The 22,885-nt window shown below is 68.6% G+C and carries 15 protein-coding genes and 1 pseudogene; 8 read left to right on the top strand and 8 right to left on the bottom strand.

Annotation, left to right across the window (positions count from 1 at the left end; genetic code table 11):
• The first annotated feature begins 430 nt into the window (after positions 1 to 430).
• From D3273_RS24575 to D3273_RS24565, 3 genes are all read left to right on the top strand, one after another.
• Positions 431 to 2,515 (top strand): hybrid sensor histidine kinase/response regulator, encoded by a 2,085-nt coding sequence (locus D3273_RS24575; RefSeq protein ID WP_165359668.1) that lies wholly within the window; start codon positions 431 to 433, stop codon positions 2,513 to 2,515.
• A gap of 149 nt (positions 2,516 to 2,664) precedes the next feature.
• Positions 2,665 to 5,196: a GAF domain-containing protein gene (locus D3273_RS24570; protein WP_129229601.1), complete on the top strand. Its 2,532-nt coding sequence runs from the start codon at positions 2,665 to 2,667 to the stop codon at positions 5,194 to 5,196.
• A gap of 18 nt (positions 5,197 to 5,214) precedes the next feature.
• Positions 5,215 to 5,544 carry a response regulator transcription factor gene (locus tag D3273_RS24565; RefSeq protein WP_245501378.1) on the top strand — a complete coding sequence of 110 codons (330 nt, stop codon included), beginning with the start codon at positions 5,215 to 5,217 and terminating at the stop codon, positions 5,542 to 5,544.
• Positions 5,545 to 5,727: 183 nt separating this feature from the next.
• On the opposite strand, the gene D3273_RS24560 is transcribed toward D3273_RS24565, so the two are convergent.
• The 4 genes and pseudogenes from D3273_RS24560 to D3273_RS29430 all read right to left on the bottom strand — a co-directional run.
• On the bottom strand, positions 5,728 to 6,051 hold the full coding sequence (locus D3273_RS24560; protein WP_129229600.1) for a hypothetical protein: 324 nt from the start codon (positions 6,049 to 6,051) through the stop codon (positions 5,728 to 5,730).
• Between the two features lie 48 nt (positions 6,052 to 6,099).
• Positions 6,100 to 8,520, bottom strand: a complete 2,421-nt coding sequence (locus D3273_RS24555; RefSeq protein WP_129229599.1) for a bifunctional diguanylate cyclase/phosphodiesterase — start codon at positions 8,518 to 8,520, stop codon at positions 6,100 to 6,102.
• A 603-nt stretch (positions 8,521 to 9,123) separates the two neighbouring features.
• On the bottom strand, positions 9,124 to 9,315 hold the full coding sequence (locus D3273_RS24550; RefSeq protein ID WP_129229604.1) for a DUF2171 domain-containing protein: 192 nt from the start codon (positions 9,313 to 9,315) through the stop codon (positions 9,124 to 9,126).
• 93 nt (positions 9,316 to 9,408) lie between these two features.
• Positions 9,409 to 9,834, bottom strand: a pseudogene (locus D3273_RS29430) (YsnF/AvaK domain-containing protein); the annotation flags it as partial.
• Between the two features lie 781 nt (positions 9,835 to 10,615).
• On the opposite strand from D3273_RS29430, the gene D3273_RS24540 reads away from it, so the two are divergent.
• From D3273_RS24540 to D3273_RS24525, 4 genes are all read left to right on the top strand, one after another.
• Positions 10,616 to 13,555: a response regulator gene (locus D3273_RS24540; RefSeq protein ID WP_129229598.1), complete on the top strand. Its 2,940-nt coding sequence runs from the start codon at positions 10,616 to 10,618 to the stop codon at positions 13,553 to 13,555.
• A 101-nt stretch (positions 13,556 to 13,656) separates the two neighbouring features.
• Complete coding sequence (locus D3273_RS24535; protein WP_245501377.1) at positions 13,657 to 16,326, top strand: MHYT domain-containing protein; 2,670 nt, start codon at positions 13,657 to 13,659, stop codon at positions 16,324 to 16,326.
• A gap of 127 nt (positions 16,327 to 16,453) precedes the next feature.
• Positions 16,454 to 16,711 (top strand): hypothetical protein, encoded by a 258-nt coding sequence (locus tag D3273_RS24530; RefSeq protein ID WP_129229597.1) that lies wholly within the window; start codon positions 16,454 to 16,456, stop codon positions 16,709 to 16,711.
• A gap of 178 nt (positions 16,712 to 16,889) precedes the next feature.
• The gene (locus D3273_RS24525; RefSeq protein ID WP_129229596.1) at positions 16,890 to 18,110 is read left to right on the top strand and encodes an App1 family protein phosphatidate phosphatase; all 1,221 of its coding nucleotides are present in this window, start codon (positions 16,890 to 16,892) and stop codon (positions 18,108 to 18,110) included.
• A gap of 39 nt (positions 18,111 to 18,149) precedes the next feature.
• Here D3273_RS24525 and D3273_RS24520 read toward each other — a convergent pair whose 3' ends face one another.
• From D3273_RS24520 to D3273_RS24505, 4 genes are all read right to left on the bottom strand, one after another.
• A complete protein-coding gene (locus D3273_RS24520) occupies positions 18,150 to 18,668 on the bottom strand; it encodes a YsnF/AvaK domain-containing protein (protein WP_129229595.1) in 519 nt (172 codons plus the stop codon).
• 101 nt (positions 18,669 to 18,769) lie between these two features.
• Positions 18,770 to 20,002, bottom strand: coding sequence for a DUF2382 domain-containing protein (locus D3273_RS24515; protein ID WP_129229594.1), 1,233 nt, complete (start codon positions 20,000 to 20,002; stop codon positions 18,770 to 18,772).
• Between the two features lie 126 nt (positions 20,003 to 20,128).
• Positions 20,129 to 21,070 carry a PhnA-like protein gene (locus D3273_RS24510; RefSeq protein ID WP_129229602.1) on the bottom strand — a complete coding sequence of 314 codons (942 nt, stop codon included), beginning with the start codon at positions 21,068 to 21,070 and terminating at the stop codon, positions 20,129 to 20,131.
• A 218-nt stretch (positions 21,071 to 21,288) separates the two neighbouring features.
• Positions 21,289 to 22,170 (bottom strand): LysR family transcriptional regulator, encoded by an 882-nt coding sequence (locus tag D3273_RS24505; protein WP_165359667.1) that lies wholly within the window; start codon positions 22,168 to 22,170, stop codon positions 21,289 to 21,291.
• A gap of 104 nt (positions 22,171 to 22,274) precedes the next feature.
• Here D3273_RS24505 and D3273_RS24500 point away from each other — a divergent pair, with 104 nt between their 5' ends.
• Positions 22,275 to 22,772 (top strand): OsmC family protein, encoded by a 498-nt coding sequence (locus D3273_RS24500; RefSeq protein ID WP_165359666.1) that lies wholly within the window; start codon positions 22,275 to 22,277, stop codon positions 22,770 to 22,772.
• Positions 22,773 to 22,885: the final 113 nt, after the last annotated feature.

Here is a 22,885-nt window from a genome sequence, read left to right as displayed (position 1 = left end):
GCGGCGGGCTCCGCCATGTGCGGAGCTCCGCCCACCGCCCTCGACTCCAAAACTCCACCAGCTCCGTGGACGCTACCCTCGACGACATCGGCCGGACGTTGGGTGACCTACCCAGCTCGATCCGTGTCGGCCGTCTCCGATCGCGCCTCCTGCCGCGCTGGTGCAGAACTCAGCGTGCCTACCTGTGGAGGATGAGCCGCGTTGTACGGGCGGTGGAGCCGTCGTAGGACCATCGGGTGTCAGACCCGAGACGATGGGCGTCTCATGAACTCATAGGTCGATCGAGCGAACGAGGACGTGGCATGATCGTCGGAGTGGCGGCCGTACCTTGCGACGCGATGCAGCCCGACGAACGGGGCCATGATGGCTTGCAGGCTGCTGCCCTGCGAAGCCTCGCGGTCATGGATGTGTTCGACAGGTGAGTGGCTCGTTGTCCTTCCTCAGCGGCGGCGGCGCATCCGCCCAATCAATCCGGGAACGCGACTGGTCGGACCATCCGCTCGGTCCGCCTGAGGACTGGTCGCCTGAGCTGAAGGCCGCACTGTCTCTCGTCTTGAACTCCCCCGAGAGCATGATCCTGGCCTGGGGGGCGGACCTGACCTTCTTCTTCAACGACACCTACGCCCCGCTGCTCGGCCCGAGGGTCGCCTGGGCGATGGGCGAGCGCTTCGACAGGGTCTGGGCAGACGCCTGGGACCAGGCCAAGCCGATCATCGCCAATGCCCTCGCGGGACGCAGCCGTCGCTTCGAGGACCTTCCCTGGACGTTGGACACGGACCGAGGTGAGGCGAACGCCTGGTTCTCGTTCTCCTACTCTCGCGTCCTCAACCGGGACGGGAAGGTGGCCGGACTCTTCGTCTTCACCAACGAGACCACCCATCGCGTGCTGTCGGACGCGGCGCTCCAGGAGAGTCAGAGAAACCTGGAGGGGTCCCTGGCCGACGTGCGGTGCTTGAACGCCACCCTCGAACAACGCTTCGAGGAGCGCACGACCGAGCGCGACCTCATGTGGGACACCGCACCGGACCTCATGCTGATCATCGACTTCGACGGCATTTTTCGGCGGGTGAACCCTGCATGGACGCGCTTGCTCGGCTATGGGCCGGAGGAACTGATCGACCACCACGTCAACGAGTTCGTCCTACCTGATGACCACGACGAGACCGTCGAGGCCTATACCGACGCTGCCGAGGGTGGGTCGCCCCGCCTCTGCAACCGGTATCGGCACAAGGACGGCTCGACCCGCTGGATCTCCTGGACGGCGGCTCCGGCGGGCGTCTTGACCTACGCGACGGGGCGAGACATCACCGCCGAGAGACGACATCGAGTCGAGTTGGAGCAGGCGCAGGAGGCCCTCCGCCAGTCCCAGAAGCTCGAAGCCATCGGTCAGCTCACGGGTGGTGTGGCTCACGACTTCAACAACCTCCTCACGGTCATCAAGTCGTCGACGGACCTCCTCAAGCGCCCGGACCTCAGGGAGGATCGACGCTCCCGTTACGTCGCGGCCATATCGGACACGGTCGACCGAGCCGCCAAGCTCACGGCGCAACTCCTGGCGTTCGCGCGACGTCAGTCGCTCCGACCGGAGGTATTCGCCGCCGGTGACAGTGTTCGGGCGCTCTCCGAGATGCTGGGGACTCTGACCGGGTCCCAGATCGAGGTCGACGTGGAACTGCCCCGCGATGCCTACTTCGTCCACGCCGACGCCAACCAGTTCGACACGGCACTGGTGAACCTCGTCGTGAACGCCCGCGATGCCATGGGCGGTCAAGGGCGACTGAGCATCGTCGTCGAGGCCGTGGAGGGCATGCCCCCGGTGCGTGCTCATCCAGCGGTCGCTGGACCGTTCGTGGCGATCTCGGTCACGGACACCGGAAGCGGCATTCAGCCTGACGATATGGAGAAGATCTTCGAGCCGTTCTTCACGACCAAGGGCGTCGGCCAGGGCACCGGGCTCGGTCTTTCTCAGGTGTTCGGCTTCGCCAAGCAGTCCGGTGGCGAGATCGTGGTGCGGAGTGAGGTCGGCGTGGGCAGCACGTTCACGCTCTACCTGCCGCGCGTGGCCCCAGCCGACCGGACCCGGCACGACGTTGAGCCCGAGACGTTGGTCGACGGGCACGGGACCCGCGTCCTCGTCGTGGAGGACAACGCCGAGGTAGGCGCCTTCGCCGTGCAGACGTTGAAGGACCTGGGTTACGCGCCCGTTCTGGCCAACGATGCCGAGGGTGCCTTGGCCGAGCTGACCAAGGGCACGGATCGCTTCTATGTCGTCTTCTCGGACGTGGTCATGCCAGGCATGAACGGCATCGACCTGGCGACCGAGATCCGCCGTCGGCACCCCCGCATGCCGGTGCTCCTGGTATCCGGTTACAGCCATGTGCTGGCGCAGGACGGCACACGCGGCTTCGACCTGCTCCACAAGCCCTATTCGGTCGCGGACCTTTCACGCCAATTGCGCAAGGTCGTGGGGTCCCGACCGCGGACGTCCGGGCCCGGGATGGCGCCTCGTCCTTAATCACGCCCTCGCTGCAGGTTCGAGGCTAGAGGTGCGACGGATTCCAATCACGAAATCGGTGCGAACCGTCACGATCTGGTGATACGTCGCATCGTTCGGCTTGTGAAGCGGCTCGGCTGGGTCGCGTGCAGAGGGATCGAAGGAAGCAGGTGTCGACCGAGATCGTCAACGAGGCGGACCTGCAGGCGGCGCCTGACGGCTTCGTCGGCCTGCGGGATCGCCTGTCCACCCTGGCGGCGGCGAAAATCCTCGACACCGCGACCGACCCGGCTTTCGACGGCATCGTACGGCTGGCGACCCGGCTCTGTCAGACGCCGGTCGGCCTCGTCAGCTTCGTCGACGCCGACCGGCAGTGGTTCAAGGCGCGCGTCGACTTCCCCCACTGCGAGACGGACCTCGAGCGCTCGGTCTGCAAGTTCGCCCTGGCCGAGCCCGACCTGCTCATCATCCCAGACCTCGCCGCCGACCCGCGCACGGCCGCGAACCCGCTCGTCACCGGCAGTCCCTTCATCCGCTTCTATGCCGGTGCGCCCCTGCGCATGCCGAACGGCCAAGTGCTCGGATCGCTCAGCGTCATCGACACCGTGCCGCGCCCGGGCGGTCTGACCTCCGAGCAGGCCGAGGATCTGCGAACGCTCGCGGCGCAGGTGGTCGACCAGCTCGAACTGAGACGCTCCGTCAAAGAACGTGATCGGTTCATCGGCCGACAGGGAGGTGAACTACACCGGCTGCCCAAGCTCGACGTCCTTGCCCGCGCATCAGCCGCCCTCCTCGTCGCGGAAGACCCCGCGGAGGCCTTGGCGTCCATCCTTGTAGGGAGCACCGACGCCCTCGGGTTCGATTGGCTTCGCCTGTATGAGGTCGAGCCGGACGGACGTCACCTGCGCCTGAGCCGCGCTATCGATACCATCCCCGGAGCACGAGCCCGGTCGGATCGCCTGCCGTTCGGCACCCCTCTCTGCGGCATCGTGGCCGAGACCCGTCGTGCGCTGCTCGTCGGCGATGGCCTGGAGGAGGACCAGGCGTATGAGGCTCAGCTGCGCGCCCTCGGGCTGCGCGCCTATGCGGGCTTCCCGCTGATCGGCAAGAAGAGATTGGGCGGCGTGCTCGCCTTCGGCTCCTCGGGAGGCGAACCCTTCGACGCCGAGACCCTGATTTTCTTCGAGACCCTGGCCCGGCTGTTGGCTTCGGTCCACGACCGTCTGGACGTCGAAGAGGCTCTGGCCGAGACGGGCGCCTATTGGCGCAGCCTCTTCGAGCGTCTCAGCGAAGGCTTCGTCGTGGGCGAGGTGATCCGCGACGCATCCGGCAGGGTGGTCGACTGGCGCTACGTCGAGGTCAACCAGGCCTGGGGCGGCCTTGTGGGCATGGATGCCCGCAGCATCCGAGGGCGCACGATCCGCGACGTTTTCCCAGGGGTCGAGGACGAGTGGATCGACGAGTTCGCCCGCGTCGTCGAGACCGGAGAGGCAGTGACGTTCCAGCGCAAGGTCGCGAGCCTCGACCGATGGTACGAAGGTCGCGTCTTCTCGGTCGGCGCCGGGCGCTTCGCCGTGGTCTTCCTCGAGATCACCGACAGGATCCAGGCGGACGCGAGGCGGGCTGCGCAGCTCGCCCTCGGCGACCGGTTGAGCGAGCTCACGACGATCCCCGAGATGACTCGCGCCGCATCCGAGATCATCGGCCGCACGCTGAGCGCGAGCCGCGCGGGTTATGGCCGCATCGAGGGTGATGTGGACCTGGTTCATATCGAGGCGGATTGGACCGTGCCGGGCGTTGCCAGCATCGTCGGCCGCCATCGTTTGAACGATTACGGTGACATCCGGGATCACCTGCGGCGTGGCGAGGCGTTGGTCATCCACGATGTGACGACCGACCCTCGCACGCGGGATGACCCGGCGCCCCTGCAGGTCATGCAGGCCGGCGCCCTCGTCGACGTCCCCGTGCGCGACAGGGGCCGCACCGTCGCGCTGTTCTTCGTCCACTCGGATGCGGCCAGGACCTGGACGGACGAGGAACTGGCCTTCCTCCGAAACGTCGCCGACCGGCTGGAAGCCGGTGTGGCTCGCCTGCGGGCCGAAGAGGACCAGCGTATCCTCAACGAGGAGATCGCGCACCGGTTGAAGAACACCCTGGCGATGGTCCTGTCCATCGCGAGCCAGACGCTGCGCAAAGTTCCCGAGCGCGCGCCCATCGAGGCCTTCGAGCAGCGCATCCACGCCCTGTCCGCGGCGCACAACGTCCTCCTGCGCCGGACGTGGACGTCTGCGACCATGCGGGACGTCGTGACGGCGGTGACGGAGGCTGCGGGTCATGGGGGCCGGATCACCTTGTCTGGGCCGGATCTCGACCTCGGCCCCCGAGCGACCCTGTCGGTCTCGCTCCTCGTGCACGAGCTCGCGACCAACGCAGCGAAGTACGGCGGCCTGTCGACGTCCGGCGGTCACGTCTCCGCGTCCTGGCATGTGAAAGGTCGTGACGAACAGGCGGAGGTCGTGCTGGACTGGGTGGAGAAGGGCGGGCCTCCGCCCGTGGCGCCCGCGCAGTCGCGCCGCAATGGGTTCGGCTCAAGACTCATCGCGATGGGACTGGCGGGATCCGGTGGAGTGGACCTGCGTTATCCGCCTTCGGGGTTCGAGGCTACGATGCGTGCGCCGCTCGAGCAGCTTCAGGACGCGTAGGAGTTGGCCGTGGATGACATGATGCGGGCCGCGGTCCTGGTGGTCGAGGATGAGCCGTTGATGCGCATGATGGCCGTCGACTTGGTCGAGGAGGCCGGCTTCGAGGAGATCGAGGCGTGGAGCGTAGACGACGCGCTCCGAATCTTGCGCAGTCGGGACGACATCCGGATCGTCTTCTCCGACGTCGACCTCGGCTCCGGTGGGAACGGACTGAAGCTGGCACACGCAGTTCACGACCGATGGCCTTCGATCGGCTCATCCTCGTGTCGGGAAAGCTGCGGGTGGACCGACAGTCCATGCCCTGGAACAGGCTCTTCTTCGAGAAGCCCTACCGCCGCGAACACGTGACGGCGGCGATAAGCCGACTTGCGGCTTAGCTCCATTGGGGGGCTGACCGTGCGTCGTTGCGAGGCGCGACCCAGCCTTCGATGCGCTCGTGAGACCCACCACCGCCGCCCGCATGCCACGGATCAGACGCCGAGCTTCGAACCTTCGCTCAGATGAATTGATGCGGGGCCCCGTTCGCAGACCTCATCGAGCCAGTTTGGACGCGTGCCGGTCGGCCCAGGCCTTACCTTCCTCCCCGCCCCACAGGAGCCAAGCGATGTAACCCGCCGACGGGTCCTCATCGGAGCCCCACTCGTGCGCCTTCCCCTCTTTGTCAACGGCATGACGGGCGAAGTAGCTGTGCATGGACTTGACGTCCTCCTGCCCGAGCTCTGCCTGCTTGGCGATCTGCTCGGCCCGATGGACTCCGACCTCGGTCCCGCCTCGATGGAACTTGGCCCGCAGCTCGAGTCCCTTTTTGGCGTTCGCCGCCATCTTCTGCGTCGGCTTAAAGGTGTCGTCACTCATGGGGACATCCATTCAACTGGGGTCGAGGAGCATCACTTGGGAGCCAGTTCAGGCGGTAAGACGCGCTCTCTCCCGCCCGAACAAGGCCTTGGTCCGAAGCCGGTCGAGGTCGGTGAAGGCATCGATCGGCGCCGGACGTGCCACGAGGTAGCCCTGGATCTGGTCGCAGCCGAGCGAGCGCAGGACGTCGAGCTGCGCCTGGGTCTCCACACCCTCGGCCGTGACCTGGAGTCCGAGGTTGTGGCCGAGGTTGACAATCGTCCGGGTGAGCGTCAGTGCCCGGTCGTCCTCGCCGAGCCGGTTCACGAACGACTTGTCGATCTTGAATTTGTCGAATTGGAACAGCTGCAGGTAGCTCAGGCTCGAATAACCCGTGCCGAAGTCGTCGAGGGCGATGCGGACGCCCATCTCCCTCAGCCGGTTGAGGATGGCCACGGCCTTGTCCGCGTCGTCGATCAGGATGCCTTCGGTGACCTCGACGACGACCCGGGCCGGCTCGATCCCGTTCGCCTCCAGCGCGTCGCCTATCGCCGCGCAGACGTCCGTCTGCCGGAACTGCTTCGGGGACACGTTGACCGACACACGCCAAGGATGAGGCCATCCGGCCGCCTCGCGGCAGGCCGTGTCGATCACCCATCGGCCAATGCCGTCGATCAAGCCGGTCTCTTCGGCGAGGGGGATGAACTGGATCGGGGGGACCATGCCGCGCGTCGGATGCATCCAACGGATCAGGGCCTCGAAGGTCTCCACCTCGCCCGTGACGCCGTTCACGATGGGTTGGTAGTGGAGCACGAGTTCGCCGCGCTCGACCGCGTGGGCCAGTTCCTGCCCGAGTAGGAGCCTCGCCTGAAGCTGAGCGTTCATGGAGGCCTCGAAAAACCGCAACGCCCCGCGTCCCTCCTGTTTGACGCGGTACATGGCGGCGTCGGCCGAGCGCATCAACGCGTCAGCATCGGCGCCGTCCTGCGGATACAAGGCGATGCCGACCGATGCGCCGATCTCGACGCGGTGACCCTCGACCTGGAAGGGCCGGCGCAGCGCCTCGATCACCCGCGTCGCGACGACGGACGCCTTCTCGGGCTGGGGCTGGCTTGTCAGGATCATCACGAACTCGTCGCCGCCGATCCGGGCCAGGCTGTCGACCGCGTGGATCTCCCCGAGGATGCGCTTCGACGCCTGCACCAGCAGGGCGTCGCCCGCCGCATGACCGTACAGGTCGTTGACCGGCTTGAAGCGGTCGAGGTCGATGTAGACCAGGGCGATGGCCGCCCCGGTCTGCGCCGCCGTATCGAGCGCGATGTCGAGCCGCTCCTGAAGGTTGAAGCGGTTCGGAAGGTTCGTCAGGGCGTCGTGTCGGGCGAGGTGCCGGATGCGGGCCTCGTCGCGCTTGCGGTCGGTGAGGTCGCGCAACGCCACCACCGTCGCGGGCTTGCCAAGGTAGTCGATGGGCTGGCACGACAATTCGACGGTCACATGCGTGCCGTCGACGGACAGGAAGTCCATCTCCTCCGGGCGCCGGTCCATCGGCGGGCACCGCTCGCGTCGGATCAGGGCCGGCGCGCTGTCCTTCGCGAACAGGCTCATGACGGGGCGGCCGATGATGTCGTCGGCCGGGGCCTTGAACAGGCGTTCCCCGGCGCTGTTCACCTCGAGGACCACCCCGTCGCGATGGATGAAGAGGACCTCCTGGGCGAGGTTGCTCATCAGGCGCATGCGGCCCATGTCCCGCAGCGAGCGCCGCGACTGCTGATGCTCGACCATGACTGCCACCAGGCTGGCGACCAATATGGCGAGGCTCACGCCGCCAACCACCACGGCGAGCCGGGTCGTGCCGAGGACCACCCCGTCGGCCGCCTCCGCAGTACCGGGCGCGATCGTGATCGCGGTCATGCCCGTGAAGTGCAGGCCGCAGATCGCCAGGGCGAGCCAACTGCCGACCTCGATGCGCCGGCTGACCGTAGACAGCTCGGACGCCCTCGCCAGGGCGATGACCGAGAACAGGATGCTGATCGCAACCGAGGCCACCACGTAGGCGTGGTCGAACACCAGGAAGCCCGAGAAGGTCATCGCGGCCACGCCGACGTAGTGCATGCCGGATATCGCGAGGCCGAGCAGGATGCCAGCCAGGGCCACGCGTCCGGATCGCACGGCGGGGGTCTTCCAGGCGAACAACGCCAGAGAGGAACCGCCAATGGCGACGACGATCGACAACCCGGTCAGGCCCACGTCGTAGGCCATCTTCTGGCCGGGCATGAACGCCAGCATGGCGACGAAGTGCAGGGACCAGATGCTGCAGCCGAACACCACGGCCGCAGAGGCGAGGCAGAGGTCGTGGCTTCGTCGTGCGCCCTTGGTAGCCCTCGCGAAGAGCGTGGTGGTGGTGAGGCAGCCCAGGACGCAGATCACGGCCGACAGGGCGACGAGGCGGAGGTCGTGATCGTGCACCACGCAGCCCAGGACCTTCAGCATGCCGACCTCGTCACCCGATGAACCGAAGGCATCCCACGTGGCTCCTAACGGAGCATTGAGCGAGCGGGCGAGATCCGCACGATCCCCGCCATTTCGTGAGCTCGAACGCCATCTCGGGCGGGCGGAACGGCGTTCGAGGCATGTTGCTCGTGCCCGGCCAGCTGCGCAGCCTACGCACGTCCCTTGCAGGCCCGATCACGGTCATCTGCCATTCAACAGCCGAGTGATGTCCTCGGGGTCTTCTTCGCGGGTGGGCACCGTCCGCTCGCGATCACGGCGGGAGGGCTTCCATGAGCAACCATCGTACTCGCGAATCTTTCGCTCAGCCTGGCCCGGCGCACATGGGCTCCGCAGGCGGCACGTGCGCCATCGCTCACGTGCGAGGCGACGTGACCACCGTGCGTGCCGCGGCCACGATTCTGGCACGACGGCAGTCATCCGCGATGCCGGAACGGGATCCGGTCACTCCCGACGTGACGTCCGATCCTTCCCTGGCTCACCTGCTCGGTGTCGGTCCAGCCTAATGACATGGCTCAGGCGCGCTTCCTGCGAACGCTGACCGCCCGTCGGGATCGAGCCCCGAAGGCCGGTCAGCATGGCGTGTCAATGACCAGACTTCATTTCGGACACCGTCCTGTTCAGATGCACGTGCTTGTCGACGTGGTCCACCCAGGACATCGGCACGAAGTGGTGCTGGCCGTCCGGCGAGGTGCTCTTCGCCAGCTTGAATTTGTCCGGCCCGTCCATGTGGTCGACTGTGCCGACCTTCGTGCCATCCAAGGCGTACACCTCCATGTGCTCGACGATGCGGCCGTCGTCGCTGCCCTCGCGGACGCCGCGCGCGCCGACGACCCCGGTCCCGGTGCGCCCGTCCTCGATCTCCACCTCGGTGCGGCGCACCGTGTCGTGGATGGTCTCGGTCCTGTCGTGGGCCTCCTTGCGCAGCGAGATCTCCTCGACGACGCGCGCCTCCTTCGACACCACCGCCTCCTCGGCGAACTCCTCGAGCTCAATGGTGCGGTCCTGGAACAGCGCGTCCGTGGCGCTCACGGCGCGGTCGACGGGACGGCGGTCGACCTGGACGGTCTCGCTCCGCAGGGTGACCTGCTCGTCGACGGGCGTCTCGACGACGTAGCTGCGGACGCGGAGTCGGCCGTGGCTGACCTCGCGCTTGCCGACCTCCAGGCGTTCCTCGTAGACCGGGATCACCTGCTCGTCGGCGGCCGCGCCCGTGGTCCGGACGGCGACGGGCGCCGTTCTATCCGGCGTCGCGGCGGCGGCGCCTGACGTCAGGCCGGTCGCCGCCGTGCCCATGGAGAAATCGCAGTACCCGGCCCACCCCTCGTTCCGCCACGTCGTCTCGCGCTGGTCCATGTCGATGGCGCCGTCCCGGTCGAGGATGTCGAGCAGGCGCTCCATGTCGACACGTCCGGTCTTCACGGACACGAGGTACCCGCCCCGACGCAGCCCCTCGGCGTAGGAGAAGCGGTCCTCCTCCGGCATGAACATGTCCTTAAGCGACGCCAGGAAGCCCTCGTGCCCGGCCTCCGGGACCGTGCCGGCCCCGCCCTCGACCATGGTGACGTCGGAGCGGGGCACCCCGGCCGCCTCGATGTCGGAGATCGCCTTCTGCGCGGCACCCTTGGTGTCGAAGAGGACCGTGAGCGCGCGCGACTGCGCCGTCGTGTTCTGCGTGAGGCTCATGACGATGACCTGATGTTCGTGCGACGGGACTGGGACAACCGAGGTATGGGCCCGTCGCGGACGGAACCTCGGCTCCACGGCACAGAGACTGCTCCCGTTGAAGTCCGACCCGAGCCGGCTCCAGCGGTCCTCCACCGACCCATGAGCGAAGAGAACGCCACAGGAGACGACCGGTTTCAGCTCAAAGACCTGCATGGAAGATATTTTCTCGCCTGATGTCGGTCCAGGCTCGCTCCTTTCCGGGACCGTGAAGCGCGTCATTGAACGTTCGGGTTCCGCTCCGAGCACCCGTCTCCGAGCCAGAGCGTTCAAGCCTGTCGAACCCCAGGGCGAAGCTGCTATGGTCCCTCGCGCGATGGCAAGTGGACGGACGCGCGCCGAGGAACGTTCGATGGCCGAAGACGCGGGTGCCTCCGCCGCCGGGACCACCCGCGAGGAAGGCCGGGACAGCCTGCTCCCGTTGTCGTGGCTCGCCGCCGCCATCCTGCTCGCCTCGCTGGCGGTCGCCGTCTGGGCTTACCAGCGCGACCGGAGCATCGACGCGGCGGTGCGGCACGACAACGCCCTCACCATCGCGACCGAACGTCTTCTCTCGGACCTGAAGGACGTGGAGACGGGGCAACGCGGCTTCGTCATCACCGGCAAGGATCAGTACCTCGAGCCTTACGAGTGGGGTCTGGCCGCCGCAGGTCCCGATCTGGGCAACGTGCAGGCGCTCGGGGGCGGGGATGCGAGTTCCTTGGGGGCCCTCGTCTCGGACCGCCTGAACGATGCCGCGCGCGGCATCGAGGTATACCGCTCACAGGGAGCGACGGCGGGGGCGGCCTTCGTGCAGTCTGGCACCGGCAAGGCCGACATGGATCGGGTACGCGTCGAGGTCGCCCGTGAGCAGAGGGCGGCAGGCGCGCGCATCGCCTCGGCTGAGGCGAGTCGGTCCACGGACGACCTCCTCCGGGCCCTGTCCGTGGTCGGGTTGGCCGTGGCCTGTGCCGGGTTGGCCTGGGTCGCCCTGATGCGGAGGCGTGCGCATCGCGCCAGCCAGGCCCTGCTCACGGGAGTTTTGGAGAACGCTCCCGTCGGCCTGGGCTTCCTCGACGGCTCCCTGCGCATCCGGCACGTGAACGGCGCCCTCGCCAGGATGAGCGAGCGCGCCCTCAGCGCCACCCCCGGCATGGTGATCTGGGAGGTGATACCGCAGCTCCGCGCCTCGCTCGAAGGCAAGCTGCAGCAGGTCCTAAGCGGGGGGCGTTCCCTCGCCAACGTCGAGGTCCAGGCCGCCAGCAACCTGCGCCAGAACCAGGTGAGGCACTTCCAGGCCAGCTTCTATCCCCTTCGGCGGGCAGGAGAGCCCGGGGCCGAGGAAGGCGTCGGCATGGTGATCGCCGACGTCACGGCGAGGAAGCGCGCCGAACGCTCCACCAAGGAGGCGGAGGAGCGGTTCCGGACCCTGCTCGCGGCCAGCGCGGCGGTGATCTGGACGACCGACGCCAACGGTGCCTTCGTCGCGCCCCAGCCGAACTGGAACCGCTTCACCGGTCAGTCGGCCGCGGAGGCAATGGGGTGGGGCCGCCTGGCCTGCCTGCACCCCGAAGACCTCGACGCCGTCAGGGTCGCTTGGCGGAACGCCCTGGTGTCGCGGACGCCCATCGTCTCCGAACACCGCCTCCGCCGGCACGACGGCGCTTGGCGTTACATGGCCCTGAGCGTCGCACCGGTCCTGGAGGACGACGGAACCGTCCGCGAGTGGGTCGGGTCCGACGTCGACATCACCGAGCGCAAGGAGGCCGAGGTGGCCTTGACCTCCGCGAAGGACGCTGCCGAGGCCGCTAACCGGGCGAAGAGCTCGTTCCTCGCCAACATGAGCCACGAACTGCGCACGCCGCTGTCCGCCGTCATCGGCTACAGCGAGATGATGGAGGAGGAGGTCGAGGATCTCGGGGAGAGGGGCCTGCTGACCGACCTCGGCAAGATCAAATCCAACGCCCGCCACCTCCTCAGCCTGATCAACGACGTGCTCGACCTCAGCAAGATCGAGGCGAACCGGATGGACACCTACGCCGAGGACGTCGACGTCGCGACGCTCGTGGAGGAGGCGACCGGGACCGTGGGTGCCCTCGTGGCGCAGAAGGACAACAGGCTCGCCGTCGAGGTCGCACCTGACGTCGGACTGATGCACACCGACGTCGTCAAACTGCGCCAGTGCCTGTTCAACCTCCTGAGCAACGCCTCCAAGTTCACCGAGAAGGGGACGGTCACGCTGCGCGTCCGCCGCGAGGGCACGGCCCCCGAGGCGACGTTGGTGTTCGACGTCGCCGACACCGGCATCGGCATGACGGAGGAGCAGCTCGGTCGCCTGTTCCAAAGGTTCGCGCAGGCTGACGAGACCACGACGCGCAAGTTCGGCGGGACGGGCCTCGGCCTCGCGCTGACCCGCGCCTTCGCCCACCTGCTCGGCGGCAGCATCTCGGTGCGGAGCACCTACGGCGAGGGCACGACCTTCACCCTGCGCCTGCCGGCCGCCATGCCCGAGCAGCGCGTCTACGAGGACGGCACGATCGCGCTCGACGCTCTGAGACCGGACGTCGAGGGTGAGCGCCAGACGGTGCTGGTGATCGACGACGACCGGGCCCAGCTCGACCTCATGGTGAAGTTCCTGGAGCGTCAGGGATTCGCCGTGCGCACCGCGATGGATGCGCAGACCGGACTGGACATCGCCCGCGCCGTCAGGCCCCGCGCCATCACCTTGGACGTGTTGATGCCCCACATCGACGGTTGGGCGGTGCTGACCGCCCTGAAGGCCGATCCGGAGCTGGCGAAGATCCCGGTCGTGATGGTCACCTTCCACAACGACAACGGCCTCAGCGCCACGCTCGGCGCGGCCGACCACGTCGACAAGCCGGTGCGCTGGGACAAGTTGAGGTCCGTCATGGACCGCTTCCGGGACGCGGAAGGTGACGTGCTCGTCGTCGACGATGACCCCAACGTGCGGGAACGCCTCCGCGCGACGCTGGAGCGCCAGGGGTGGACCGTGGTGGAGGCCGTCAACGGGCGGGACGCCCTGGTGAAGGTCATGCACGGGCCGCCGCGGGCCATCCTGCTGGACCTGAACATGCCGGTGATGGACGGCTTCCAGTTTCTGCACGACTTGCGGGAGAAGCCCGGCTGCGGCGACATCCCGGTCATCGTGTTCAGCGCGCGCGACATCTCGTTGGCCGACCGAAGGCGCCTGCACGACGCGGACCGCATCCTGACCAAGACGACGAGCCTCAAGGACGTGGCGGCGGAGTTGCGCGCGCTCGTCCCGACGCCGGTGGACGCCTCGCTTCCCTGATAGCGGCACCCGACGCCCTGGCGAGCGGGTCCGCGCACGACCATGTCGCAGGCGGGATCAGCGCCTGGATCGACCCCGAGAGGGCGACGCGGGACCCGCGAGTGGTCACCCAACAGACGGGAGAGCGCCAGGCCATGCTTCATACGGGTTACGACCCATCCCTGGTGGCGCTGTCCATCGCCATCGCGGTGCTCGCCTCCTACACGGCCCTCGACCTCGGCGGGCGCGTGCGCGGCGCGTCCCCGGGACCGCGTTGGGGTTGGATCGGCGCAGCCTCCCTCGCCATGGGGGGCGGCATCTGGGCGATGCACTTCGTCGGCATGCTGGCCTTCCAGATGGCCATGCCGGTGCTCTACGGCGTGCGATTGACGGTGCTCTCCTTCGCCATCGCGGTGGGCGCGACGGGCGCGGCCTTCGCCTGGGTCACCCGCCCGAGCGCGACGCGGCGGGACGTGCTCGTCAGCGGGCCGTTGATGGGCGTCGGCGTCGCAGCGATGCACTACACCGGCATGGTCGCGATGGAGGTCCCGGGCGACCTCGCCTTCGACCCGGCCATCGTGGCGGTGTCGGTCCTCATCGCAGTCACCGCCGCCACGGTCGCGCTCTGGCTCACCACGCGGCAGATCGACGTGTGGCAGAAGGCCGTGGCGGCCTGCGTGATGGGCCTCGCCGTCGCCGGGATGCACTACACCGGCATGGCGGCCGCCACCTTCACGGAGGAGATGCACGGCGCCGCCATGGCCCACCCGGGCGTGGTCGGGCTCGGGCAGCAGAACCTCGCGCTCTACGTGGCCGGGGCGACCTTCGCGATCCTGTTCCTGGGCATGTTCGCCTCCGCGCTCGACCAGCAGCGCATTGGGCGCGACCTCCACGCGAGCGAGGAGCGGTTCCGCGCCGCCGCCGAGCGGGTCGGCGACATCATCTGGTCGACGGATGCCCGCGGCGAGATGCGGCGCCCCCAGGCCTACTGGCAGCGTTTCACGGGGCAGACCATGGCAGAGTGCCAGGGCGCGGGCTGGACGGCGGCCATCCACCCCGAAGACCTGGGCCCGACCTTGTCAGCCTGGCGCGACGCGACTGCCACGGAAGGACTCTTCGACTTCGAACACCGCGTGCTGCGCCACGACGGGGCGTATCGCGTCTGCTCGGTCCGCGCCGGTCCGGTGCGAGACCGTGACGGGACGGTGCGCGAGTGGGTGGGCGTGCACGAGGACGTCACCGAGCGGCGCGAGGCCGAGGTCGCCCTGCGGCAGGCTCGCGACGCCGCCGAGGAGGCCAACCTCGCCAAGAGCACCTTCCTGGCCAACATGAGCCACGAGCTGCGCACGCCCCTGTCCGCCATCATCGGCTATTCCGAGATGATGGGCGAGGAGATCGCGGACGGGTGCGAGGGCGCCGACCTGGCCTCCGACATGGCCAAGGTCGAGGGCAACGCCCGCCACCTGCTCGGACTCATCAACGACGTGCTCGACCTGTCGAAGATCGAGAGCGGCAAGATGGAGGTCTACGCGGAGGACTTCGACGTCGGGTCGACCTTGCGGGAGGTGGCCGGCACGGTGGAGAGCCTGGTCGGCAAGAAGGGCAACCGCCTGGCCCTGGACCTCGCGCCCGACCTCGGCACGGCCCGCACGGACGTGACCAAGCTCCGGCAGATGCTTCTGAACCTGCTGTCGAACGCGGCCAAGTTCACCGAGAACGGCACCATCACGCTCGGCGCGTCGCGCGTCGCCAGGTCGGACGGCGAGTGGCTGCGCTTCACCGTGTCGGACACCGGCATCGGCATGACGCCCGAGCAGCTCGCCAAGCTGTTCCAACGCTTCACCCAGGCCGACGCCTCCACCACGCGGAAGTTCGGGGGCACCGGTCTCGGCCTGTCGCTGACGAGGGCCTTCGCCGACATGCTCGGCGGCGAGGTGGGCGTCGGCAGCGTGGCCGGCCAAGGCACCACCTTCTCCCTCTCCCTGCCGGCTACCCGCGCTGACGAAGCGGACGAGAGCTTGCCTGACCCTGAGCTCCCGACGGAGGGGGCGGGCGCAGGAGACCTCGTGCTCGTGATCGACGACGACGCCGACCAGCGCACCCTGCTGACGCGCTTCCTGCACAAGGAGGGCTTCCGTGTCCAGGTCGCGGGCGACGGCCGGAAAGGGCTCGCGCTCGCCAGGCGGCTGCGCCCGCGCGCCATCCTGCTCGACGTGATGATGCCCGGCATTGACGGGTGGTCGGTGCTGACCGACATCAAGGTCGACCCCGACCTGTCGGAGACGCCCGTGGTGATGGTGACGTCCGTCGACCAGCGCAACCTAGCGGACTCGCTCGGCGCGGCCGAGTACATGGTCAAGCCGGTGCGCTGGGACCGCTTCCGCGACGTCATGGGCCGGTTCCGCTCGTCGTCGGGCGGGATCCTCGTCGTGGACGACAGCGACGACGCTCGCGCGGCCGTCTGCTCGATGCTGGCCGACGACGGTTGGATGGTGACCGAGGCCATGGACGGGCGCGAGGGCCTCGCGCGGGCCGGGGAGCGGCGTCCCGACGTGGTGCTGCTCGACCTCAACATGCCGGTGATGGACGGCTTCGACTTCCTCGCGGAGCTGCGAAGGATCCCGGGTTGCGCGGAGGTGCCGGTGGTGGTGCTCACGGCCCGGAGCCTGCCCAACGACGACCACCGCAGGTTGCGCGGTGCGAGCCAGGTGCTCAACAAGGGCGACATCGGCATGCGTGCGCTGGTCGACCGCCTGCACGGGCTAGCCGACCGGGTGAGACTGACCGCATGACGACGAGGGTGAATCGCAGCGGTTGAGGGCGGTAATCCGTGGGTTCACCGTCGGTTCACGCCGGTCGTGGAGTGGTGGTGGCCATAGGGGCCGGGTCCGGTGGCGCCTCGGCCGAGTCGATCCTCTCATGCCCCGCTCCCGTGCCGTCCTCCCATCCCTTCTGATCGTGCTCGCGACGGTCCCGTGCGAGGCGGCGCAGTTCGTCCTGTCGGACGGGCTCCAGCAGGAGGCCAGGACCTGCGTGGGCGAGGCGGCCCAGATTTGCCCTGACGTATGGACAGCCCCGGATCACTGCCTCGCCTGCATGACCGGCAAACGGCAGAGCTTCAGCCCCCGATGCCGCGTCATCTACGACAGGGTCGCTCACGCCCTCAAGGTGCAGTGATGGACCGAGGCGGTCGGTGAGTTCGGGGCCAGGCAGCTCGCGGTCTGCTTGGGCCCGTCCCCTGAGCCTTTCCGACGATACCGCGACTAGCATCCCCCTGAGGCGACGCGATCGAGCCGGAAGCGGGGCGCCGATACCGTGTACACAGGGCGCCCACTGGTCGGCTTGGTTCCTCGCGATGTCAGATCCCACACGACGCGGCCTCGACCGCCTGCTGGCCTTGTTCGGCCGCCCCGTCCGCCGTGCCCAGGGGCGGGACGGCGTCGTGATCGAGGCCTTCCGCGGCTACGGCTCGCGCGAGCGGATGTTCCTGATCGGCCGCGTCTTCCGCCAGTCACCCTCGCATGTCCGCGAAGGATCGAACGACGTGATGGCGCACCTGCGCGACGTCGGCCATCGGATCTCCCGACGCAAGGTCGTGGACGCACCCATCGAGGCTAGGTTCGGCGCGGCCGTGGCGCACACGCGCACGGACCGGGACGGCTTCTTCCGCTTCGACGTCGACCTGCCCGAGGCGCCCCCCGCGGATCGAAGCTGGCACCAGGTCGAACTCTTTCTCGACGCGGAGATCCCCGTCCGCGCCACGGCCGAGATCTACGTCCCGCTCGGCCCGGTTCGCCTCGTGGTGGTCAGCGACATCGACGACACCGTCATGTTCACGGGCGTCGGCAACAAGCTCGCCATGTTGTGGCGGCTGTTCGTGGCCGAGGCCGGAGGAAGGGTCGCCTTCCCGGGCGTGGCGGCGTTCTACCGCGGCCTGCACGACGGCATTGGGGGCAGCGAGGACAACCCGGTCCTCTACGTCTCGCGCGCGCCGTGGGGCACCTACGACATGCTGACCGCGTTCTTCCGCATGCACAACATCCCGGTCGGCCCCGAACTCTTCCTGCGCGAGTGGGGCCTGTCCTGGCGCCACCCGCTCCCCCGTAAGGCGCGGGACCATAAGCGCGAGCTGATCGGCAACATGCTCGACCTGTATTCGGACCTGCCCTTCGTGCTCGTCGGCGACAGCGGTCAGCACGACCCGGAGGTCTACGCCGAGGTCGTGCGCGAGCACCCGGGGCGCGTGCGGGCCGTCTACATCCGCAACGTGTCGCGACGACCGGGCCGAGCGTCGGAAATCGAGGACCTCGCCCGCTCCGTTGCCGCGGCAGGCAGCACCCTGGTCCTCGCGGCCGACACCATCGCAATGGCGGAGCACGCGGCCGGGTTGGGTCTCGTCCGTCCGCACGCCGTGGGCGACGTCGCGCGGGAACGCTCGGTTCAGGACGGGGAACGGCGCGCGGCGACGGTCCACTCCGGGACTGACGGTGCCTCAGCGGCGGCGCTCGCGACCTCGGGCGAGAGGGGAGGACCCCCGAACGTCGTGGTGGGCGGGAACGACGGGCGAGACGCCTGATGCCGCAGTGATGGCGTGGCGGTCTGAAGGCGGCCCACTTCAGGAAGCGTTCCGATCGTCCTCGCTGACGCCCTGACCGGCGGCGTCGAACCGCTCGACCACGGCGCGCTGACGCCTCAGCGTGACGGGTTCCGTCACCGTGACCCGCTCCAGGACGTGCCTGACGTGGAGTTCCTCGACCAGCACGAGCTGCTTCATCGTCACCAGGCGTTCCTCGACCACCGGTATAATCGTCACGTCGCCCTCGGCCCGTGCCGAAGGTGCCCCGTCGACGACGCGCCCGACCGGCACGCGCGTGACTTCCACGCGGTACCGGTCCAGCTCGGCTTCGGCGATTTCCTGGACGGCTTCCGTGTGGGTCGAAACCCGGACCACGCCGGTGAGCCTGCGCAGGGTCGCGACCGCGAGGGTCTCCTCAAGGACGGGGATGACCTCGACGGCCTCGACCTGCGGACTGGCCGGTGTCGAAGCGGCGCGATTGGCCAGGACCACTCGCGCGGCCCCACCCGGGTCGAGGTCCGAAGGCTGCTCGCCCGAGGCGTCACGGATGTCGGCCATGATCAGAAATCCACCCGTCAGGTCTGCGCGACGCAGCCTGGCGCAAGTCCGGCCGCGTCGCTCCCTTATGCTCGGAAGTCGTCCGAGCGACGAGTCCAAGGTCAGACGGCCTTCCAGCGCCGCATGGCCTCGGCTGCCGCGATGCTCAGCATGGCCTTGCCGTCGACGGACCTGACCAGGTCGGTCGGCAGCAGGTGATGCTGACCGTCCGTGGCGTCCTTGCGCTTCAGCTTCATCATCGCGCCCTCCACGCGGTCGACGATGCCGACGTGCACGCCGTCCGAGCCGACGACCTCCACGTCCTTGACGAGCCGCGACAGGACGTTCCCCGTCGTGCCCACGGCGGTCGTGCCGACCGTGCGGCCGTCCTCGATGTCGACCTTGGTCGAGCGGACGGTGTCGCGGACCGTCTCGACGCGGTCCGACACGTCCTTGCGGATGCCGATCTCCTCGACGACGCGCGCGGTCTTGGCCACCACCGCCTCCTCGTCGATCTCCTCCAGCTCGATGGTGCGCTCGCGGAAGGCGTCCTCACCCAGCGCCGCCACGGGCCGGTCGACGGCGTGGCGGTCGATGCTGACCGTCTCGTCGCGCAGGGTGACGTCCTCCGACACCTGGTTCTCGACCACGTAGCTGTGCAGGCGAACCTTGCCGCGGCTGACGGCACGCTTGCCGACGTTGATGCGCTCCTCGACGACTTGCACGACGTCCTCGCCGCCGCGGCCGGCCATGCCGGTCGACAGCGCCGGCTTCGCCGCAAGGGTCGGCGCGGCCACGGGCTTCGGGGCGACCACGGGCGCGGTGACCGGCGCGCGCTCGACGACCGTCTCGGTCTCGACGACGCGGGTGGGAGCCGTCCTGCCGGCCAGGGCCATGCCCATCGCGCCGCCGGCGGTGGCCGCCGTGGCACCGGCCGACGAGGAGTAAGTGGACGGGGCGCCCGTCCAGCCCTCGCTGCGCCAGGTCTCCTCGTGCTCGTCGAGGTCGATGGACCCATGTTCCTCGACGATGGCGACGGCGCGGTCCAGCTGGGCGTCGGCGACGTGGGCGGTCAGCAGTACGTGGCCGCGACGGACGCCCTCGGCATAGGTGTGGTGGTCGTCCGTGCCGCCGAACATCTCCTCCAGCGACGCCCAGAAGCCGGTCTTGCGCGGCGCGTCGACCGCGTTGCGGTCATCGCCGTAGACGCCGTACTCGCTCTGGGCGGTGTCGGGCGAGACGGTGACGTCGGACGCCAGGATGCCCATGGCGCGGAGCTTCTCCGCGGCGCGGTCGGCGTAGTCGCGGCTCTCGTAGAAAGCCGTGATGGTGTGCTTCTGCAGGGTGGTGGCCATGGTGTTCCCCTCGTGTGGAAGTGAATGGCGGTCGGATAAGCGGAACCGAGCGTGCCGCCGGGCGTCGGGTCCCGTTCCCGGACGGCGCCGGGGCGCTGTCCGAGGTCGTGGTCGAAGCCGCCTGCGTCAGGCGGCCGGGGTACCCCGGCCACGCACGGTGGTGCGTACGAACTGCGCGGTCACAGTCGGGTCGACGGTGCCGGCGCGGCCGCCAAACCAGGACGCGATGGCGCCGAGGATCAGGGCGAGGCTGCCGAGCAGGGCGCCGCGCGACACGGACCGGGCCGCGACATCGGCCGCCTCGGCCGCCTGCTGCTTGGCCTGGGCCGCCCTGTCGCGCGCCTGCTTCTCGTAGTCCGCGACGCGGGCGCGCGCCTGGTCGACCGGGATGTTCTGCTGCTTCGCCATCGCCTGCGCGACCTTCTCGCGGGCGTCGGCAATTTGTGCGTCGTCGCCGGTCACCACCGCCTTGGCGAGGGACGTGGTGGCGTCCTTCATGGCCGTCGCCGGGTCGTTGGCCGGGGCCGACAGGGCTTGCTGCATGGCGCCGACCGGGTCCGTGCTCTGCGATAGGGCCGGCACGGCGGTCTGGGCCGCGGTGCCGACCACGTGGCCGACGCCGCCGATGGCGCCGCTGACGGTGTTGAAGGCGCCGCCAATGAGGCCGCCGACCGCGGTGGTGAGCAGATAGAACACGACCAGGGTGGTCAGCGCCCAGGACGTCAGGCCGTGCCAGGCGCCGGTGGAGGCCTTCGGACGGCCGGACAGGCGGCTCGCGACGTAGCCGCCCACGAAGGCCGCGATGATGCCCGACAGCGCCCACCAGATCCCGGCACCGATCGAGAAGCCGCTGGCGGTCGGGTTGTCGTTCGTCATCGGGTTCAGGGTCGAAGCCCCGATGCCGACGCCGATCAGGTTGAGGATGAGCTGCGTGACCAGACCGGCGACGACGCCGGCCAGCACGCCGCCCCAGGACACGTTGTTCACCAGGATGGTGCGTGCGTCGTCTTCGGGGCTGACGGGGGTGAAGTTCGGGTCGCCGCGGGCCGGATGCACGTTGTCGCTCATGGCCATGAAGAGAATCCTGTAGGTGCGCACGGGTCCGTTCCCTCCGAAAGGAAGGTCGATGGACCTGTCGTGACTGGGAGGAAGCGTTCCGACCGCCGTACCGTGCCGACGCCCGTCATGGGCCTCGTCAATGCGGCGATGACGCATTAACCGAACCGGCCCGTCCTGGATGCGGCCGAAAAATGCCGACCCACTATGCAAGGACGCATCGGGGTCATTCAGTTCGGCAAGAACGCGCTCACCGCCTCGGCAATGACGGCCGAGGTCGCCCGGATGCGCGGTGTCGAGCGACTGTCCCTGTGTACCAGGATGCAGACGTCGGCCGGCGGCGGTGACGTTGGCGTGTCCAGCCGGGTCAATGCGGGGTCGCGGTCCGCCCTGAACCGGGCGAGGCAGGCGAGCCCGCCGCCGCTGCGGGCGGCGACGACCAGGGCCTCGTGGCTGCTGGTCTGCAGGCCCGGGCGGGCGCAGGACGCGAGCGCCGCAACCCAGCGTTCCTGCTCGTCTCCGTCGACGTCGTCCATCGACGTCATCAGGCGGTGGCCGGGGCAGCCCGCTGCGAAGTCGGGAAGACCGTGCCGTTGTAGATAGAGCGGGGACGCGTAGAGCCCGAAGGCCACGCGCCCGACGCGGCGCACCACGAGGTCGTTGCGGTCCGAAGGAGCTAGGCGCACGGAAATGTCGGCCTCGCGCATCGCTAGGCTCACCTCCAGCGGGTTCGGCACGAGTTCCACTCGGATTTCTGGATGGTGGTGTTGGAGCGCCACGAAGCAGGGTGCGAGTACGTGCACGGCCAGCGTCTCGGTGCAGGACACCCGCACGGTGCCCCGCAGCTTTTCGTCGTGGCCGCCCACGGCGCGCTCGATGGTCAGCGTCTCGACCTCCACCCGCTCCGCCTGGCTTCGCACTGCCTCGCCGGCGAGCGTCAGGCGATAGCCGTCCGGCGTCTTGTGCAGGAGGCGCACCGACAAATTCTCTTCAAGGGACGCGAGCCTGCGCCCCACCGTGGACTGCGCGACGCGCAAATCCTTGGCGGCCGCGGTGAGGCTGCCATGGCGGGCGACGGCGAGGAAGAAGCGCAGGTCGTCCCAATCCAGCATTCCGGCTCCATGCGTTTTCGCATTTCCAGAAAGCGTTTCTACTCCGGCCTTCCGACGAACCGAAACCGTTGTCGGTCGGGGCAGACAGCGCGAGGAGCGTCGACGTGACAGAGCTGACCGGCGATGAGCCGAAGGTCGATGCGGCATCCCTCGACGGAACGGTGCCCGACGTGGATCGTCCATCCTCGACGCCGGAGAACCTTCGCCGCCTGGCGTGCAGGACCGTCGCCACGGCGAGGCTCCGCCAGCGGCATCACGTCCGGCACTTGGAGCCGTTCGGCAGCGGCACGGCCGAGCCCGCGGAGGAGGGAACCCTGCTGTCCGAGGATGAGGAGCCACACCCTTCCGAGATGCTGCTGGCGGCCCTGGGGGCCTGCCTCACGGTGAGCATCCAGGCCAACGCCGTGGCGCGCGGGATCCCACTCCGTAAGCTGGAAGTGCACACCGGAGGTGACATCGACTCATCCGCCCTCTGGGCGACCGGTCCGAGGCGGCCCGGGCCACTCGGATTCGAATCCATATCCGTCGACATTCTCATCGACGCAGAGATCACGTCCGTCAAGGTGGTGGAGAATTGTTGGGTGCTCACCGCAGGCCTTTGAGGGGCGTCAGGCTGCGATATGGGTCAATGTTGCCGTCTGCTCGTCGGTGCGGCCGGCCATGGTTTCGAGCGTCATGTATCGGTGTTGGAGCTGCCACTCGTCGTTCTGTTCGA

The sequence above is a fragment of the Lichenibacterium minor genome (assembly GCF_004137685.1).
Taxonomy (GTDB): domain Bacteria; phylum Pseudomonadota; class Alphaproteobacteria; order Rhizobiales; family Beijerinckiaceae; genus Lichenihabitans; species Lichenihabitans minor.
The sequence above is the reverse complement of the archived record's forward strand: the minus strand, read 5'-3'. Positions and strand labels throughout refer to the sequence as shown.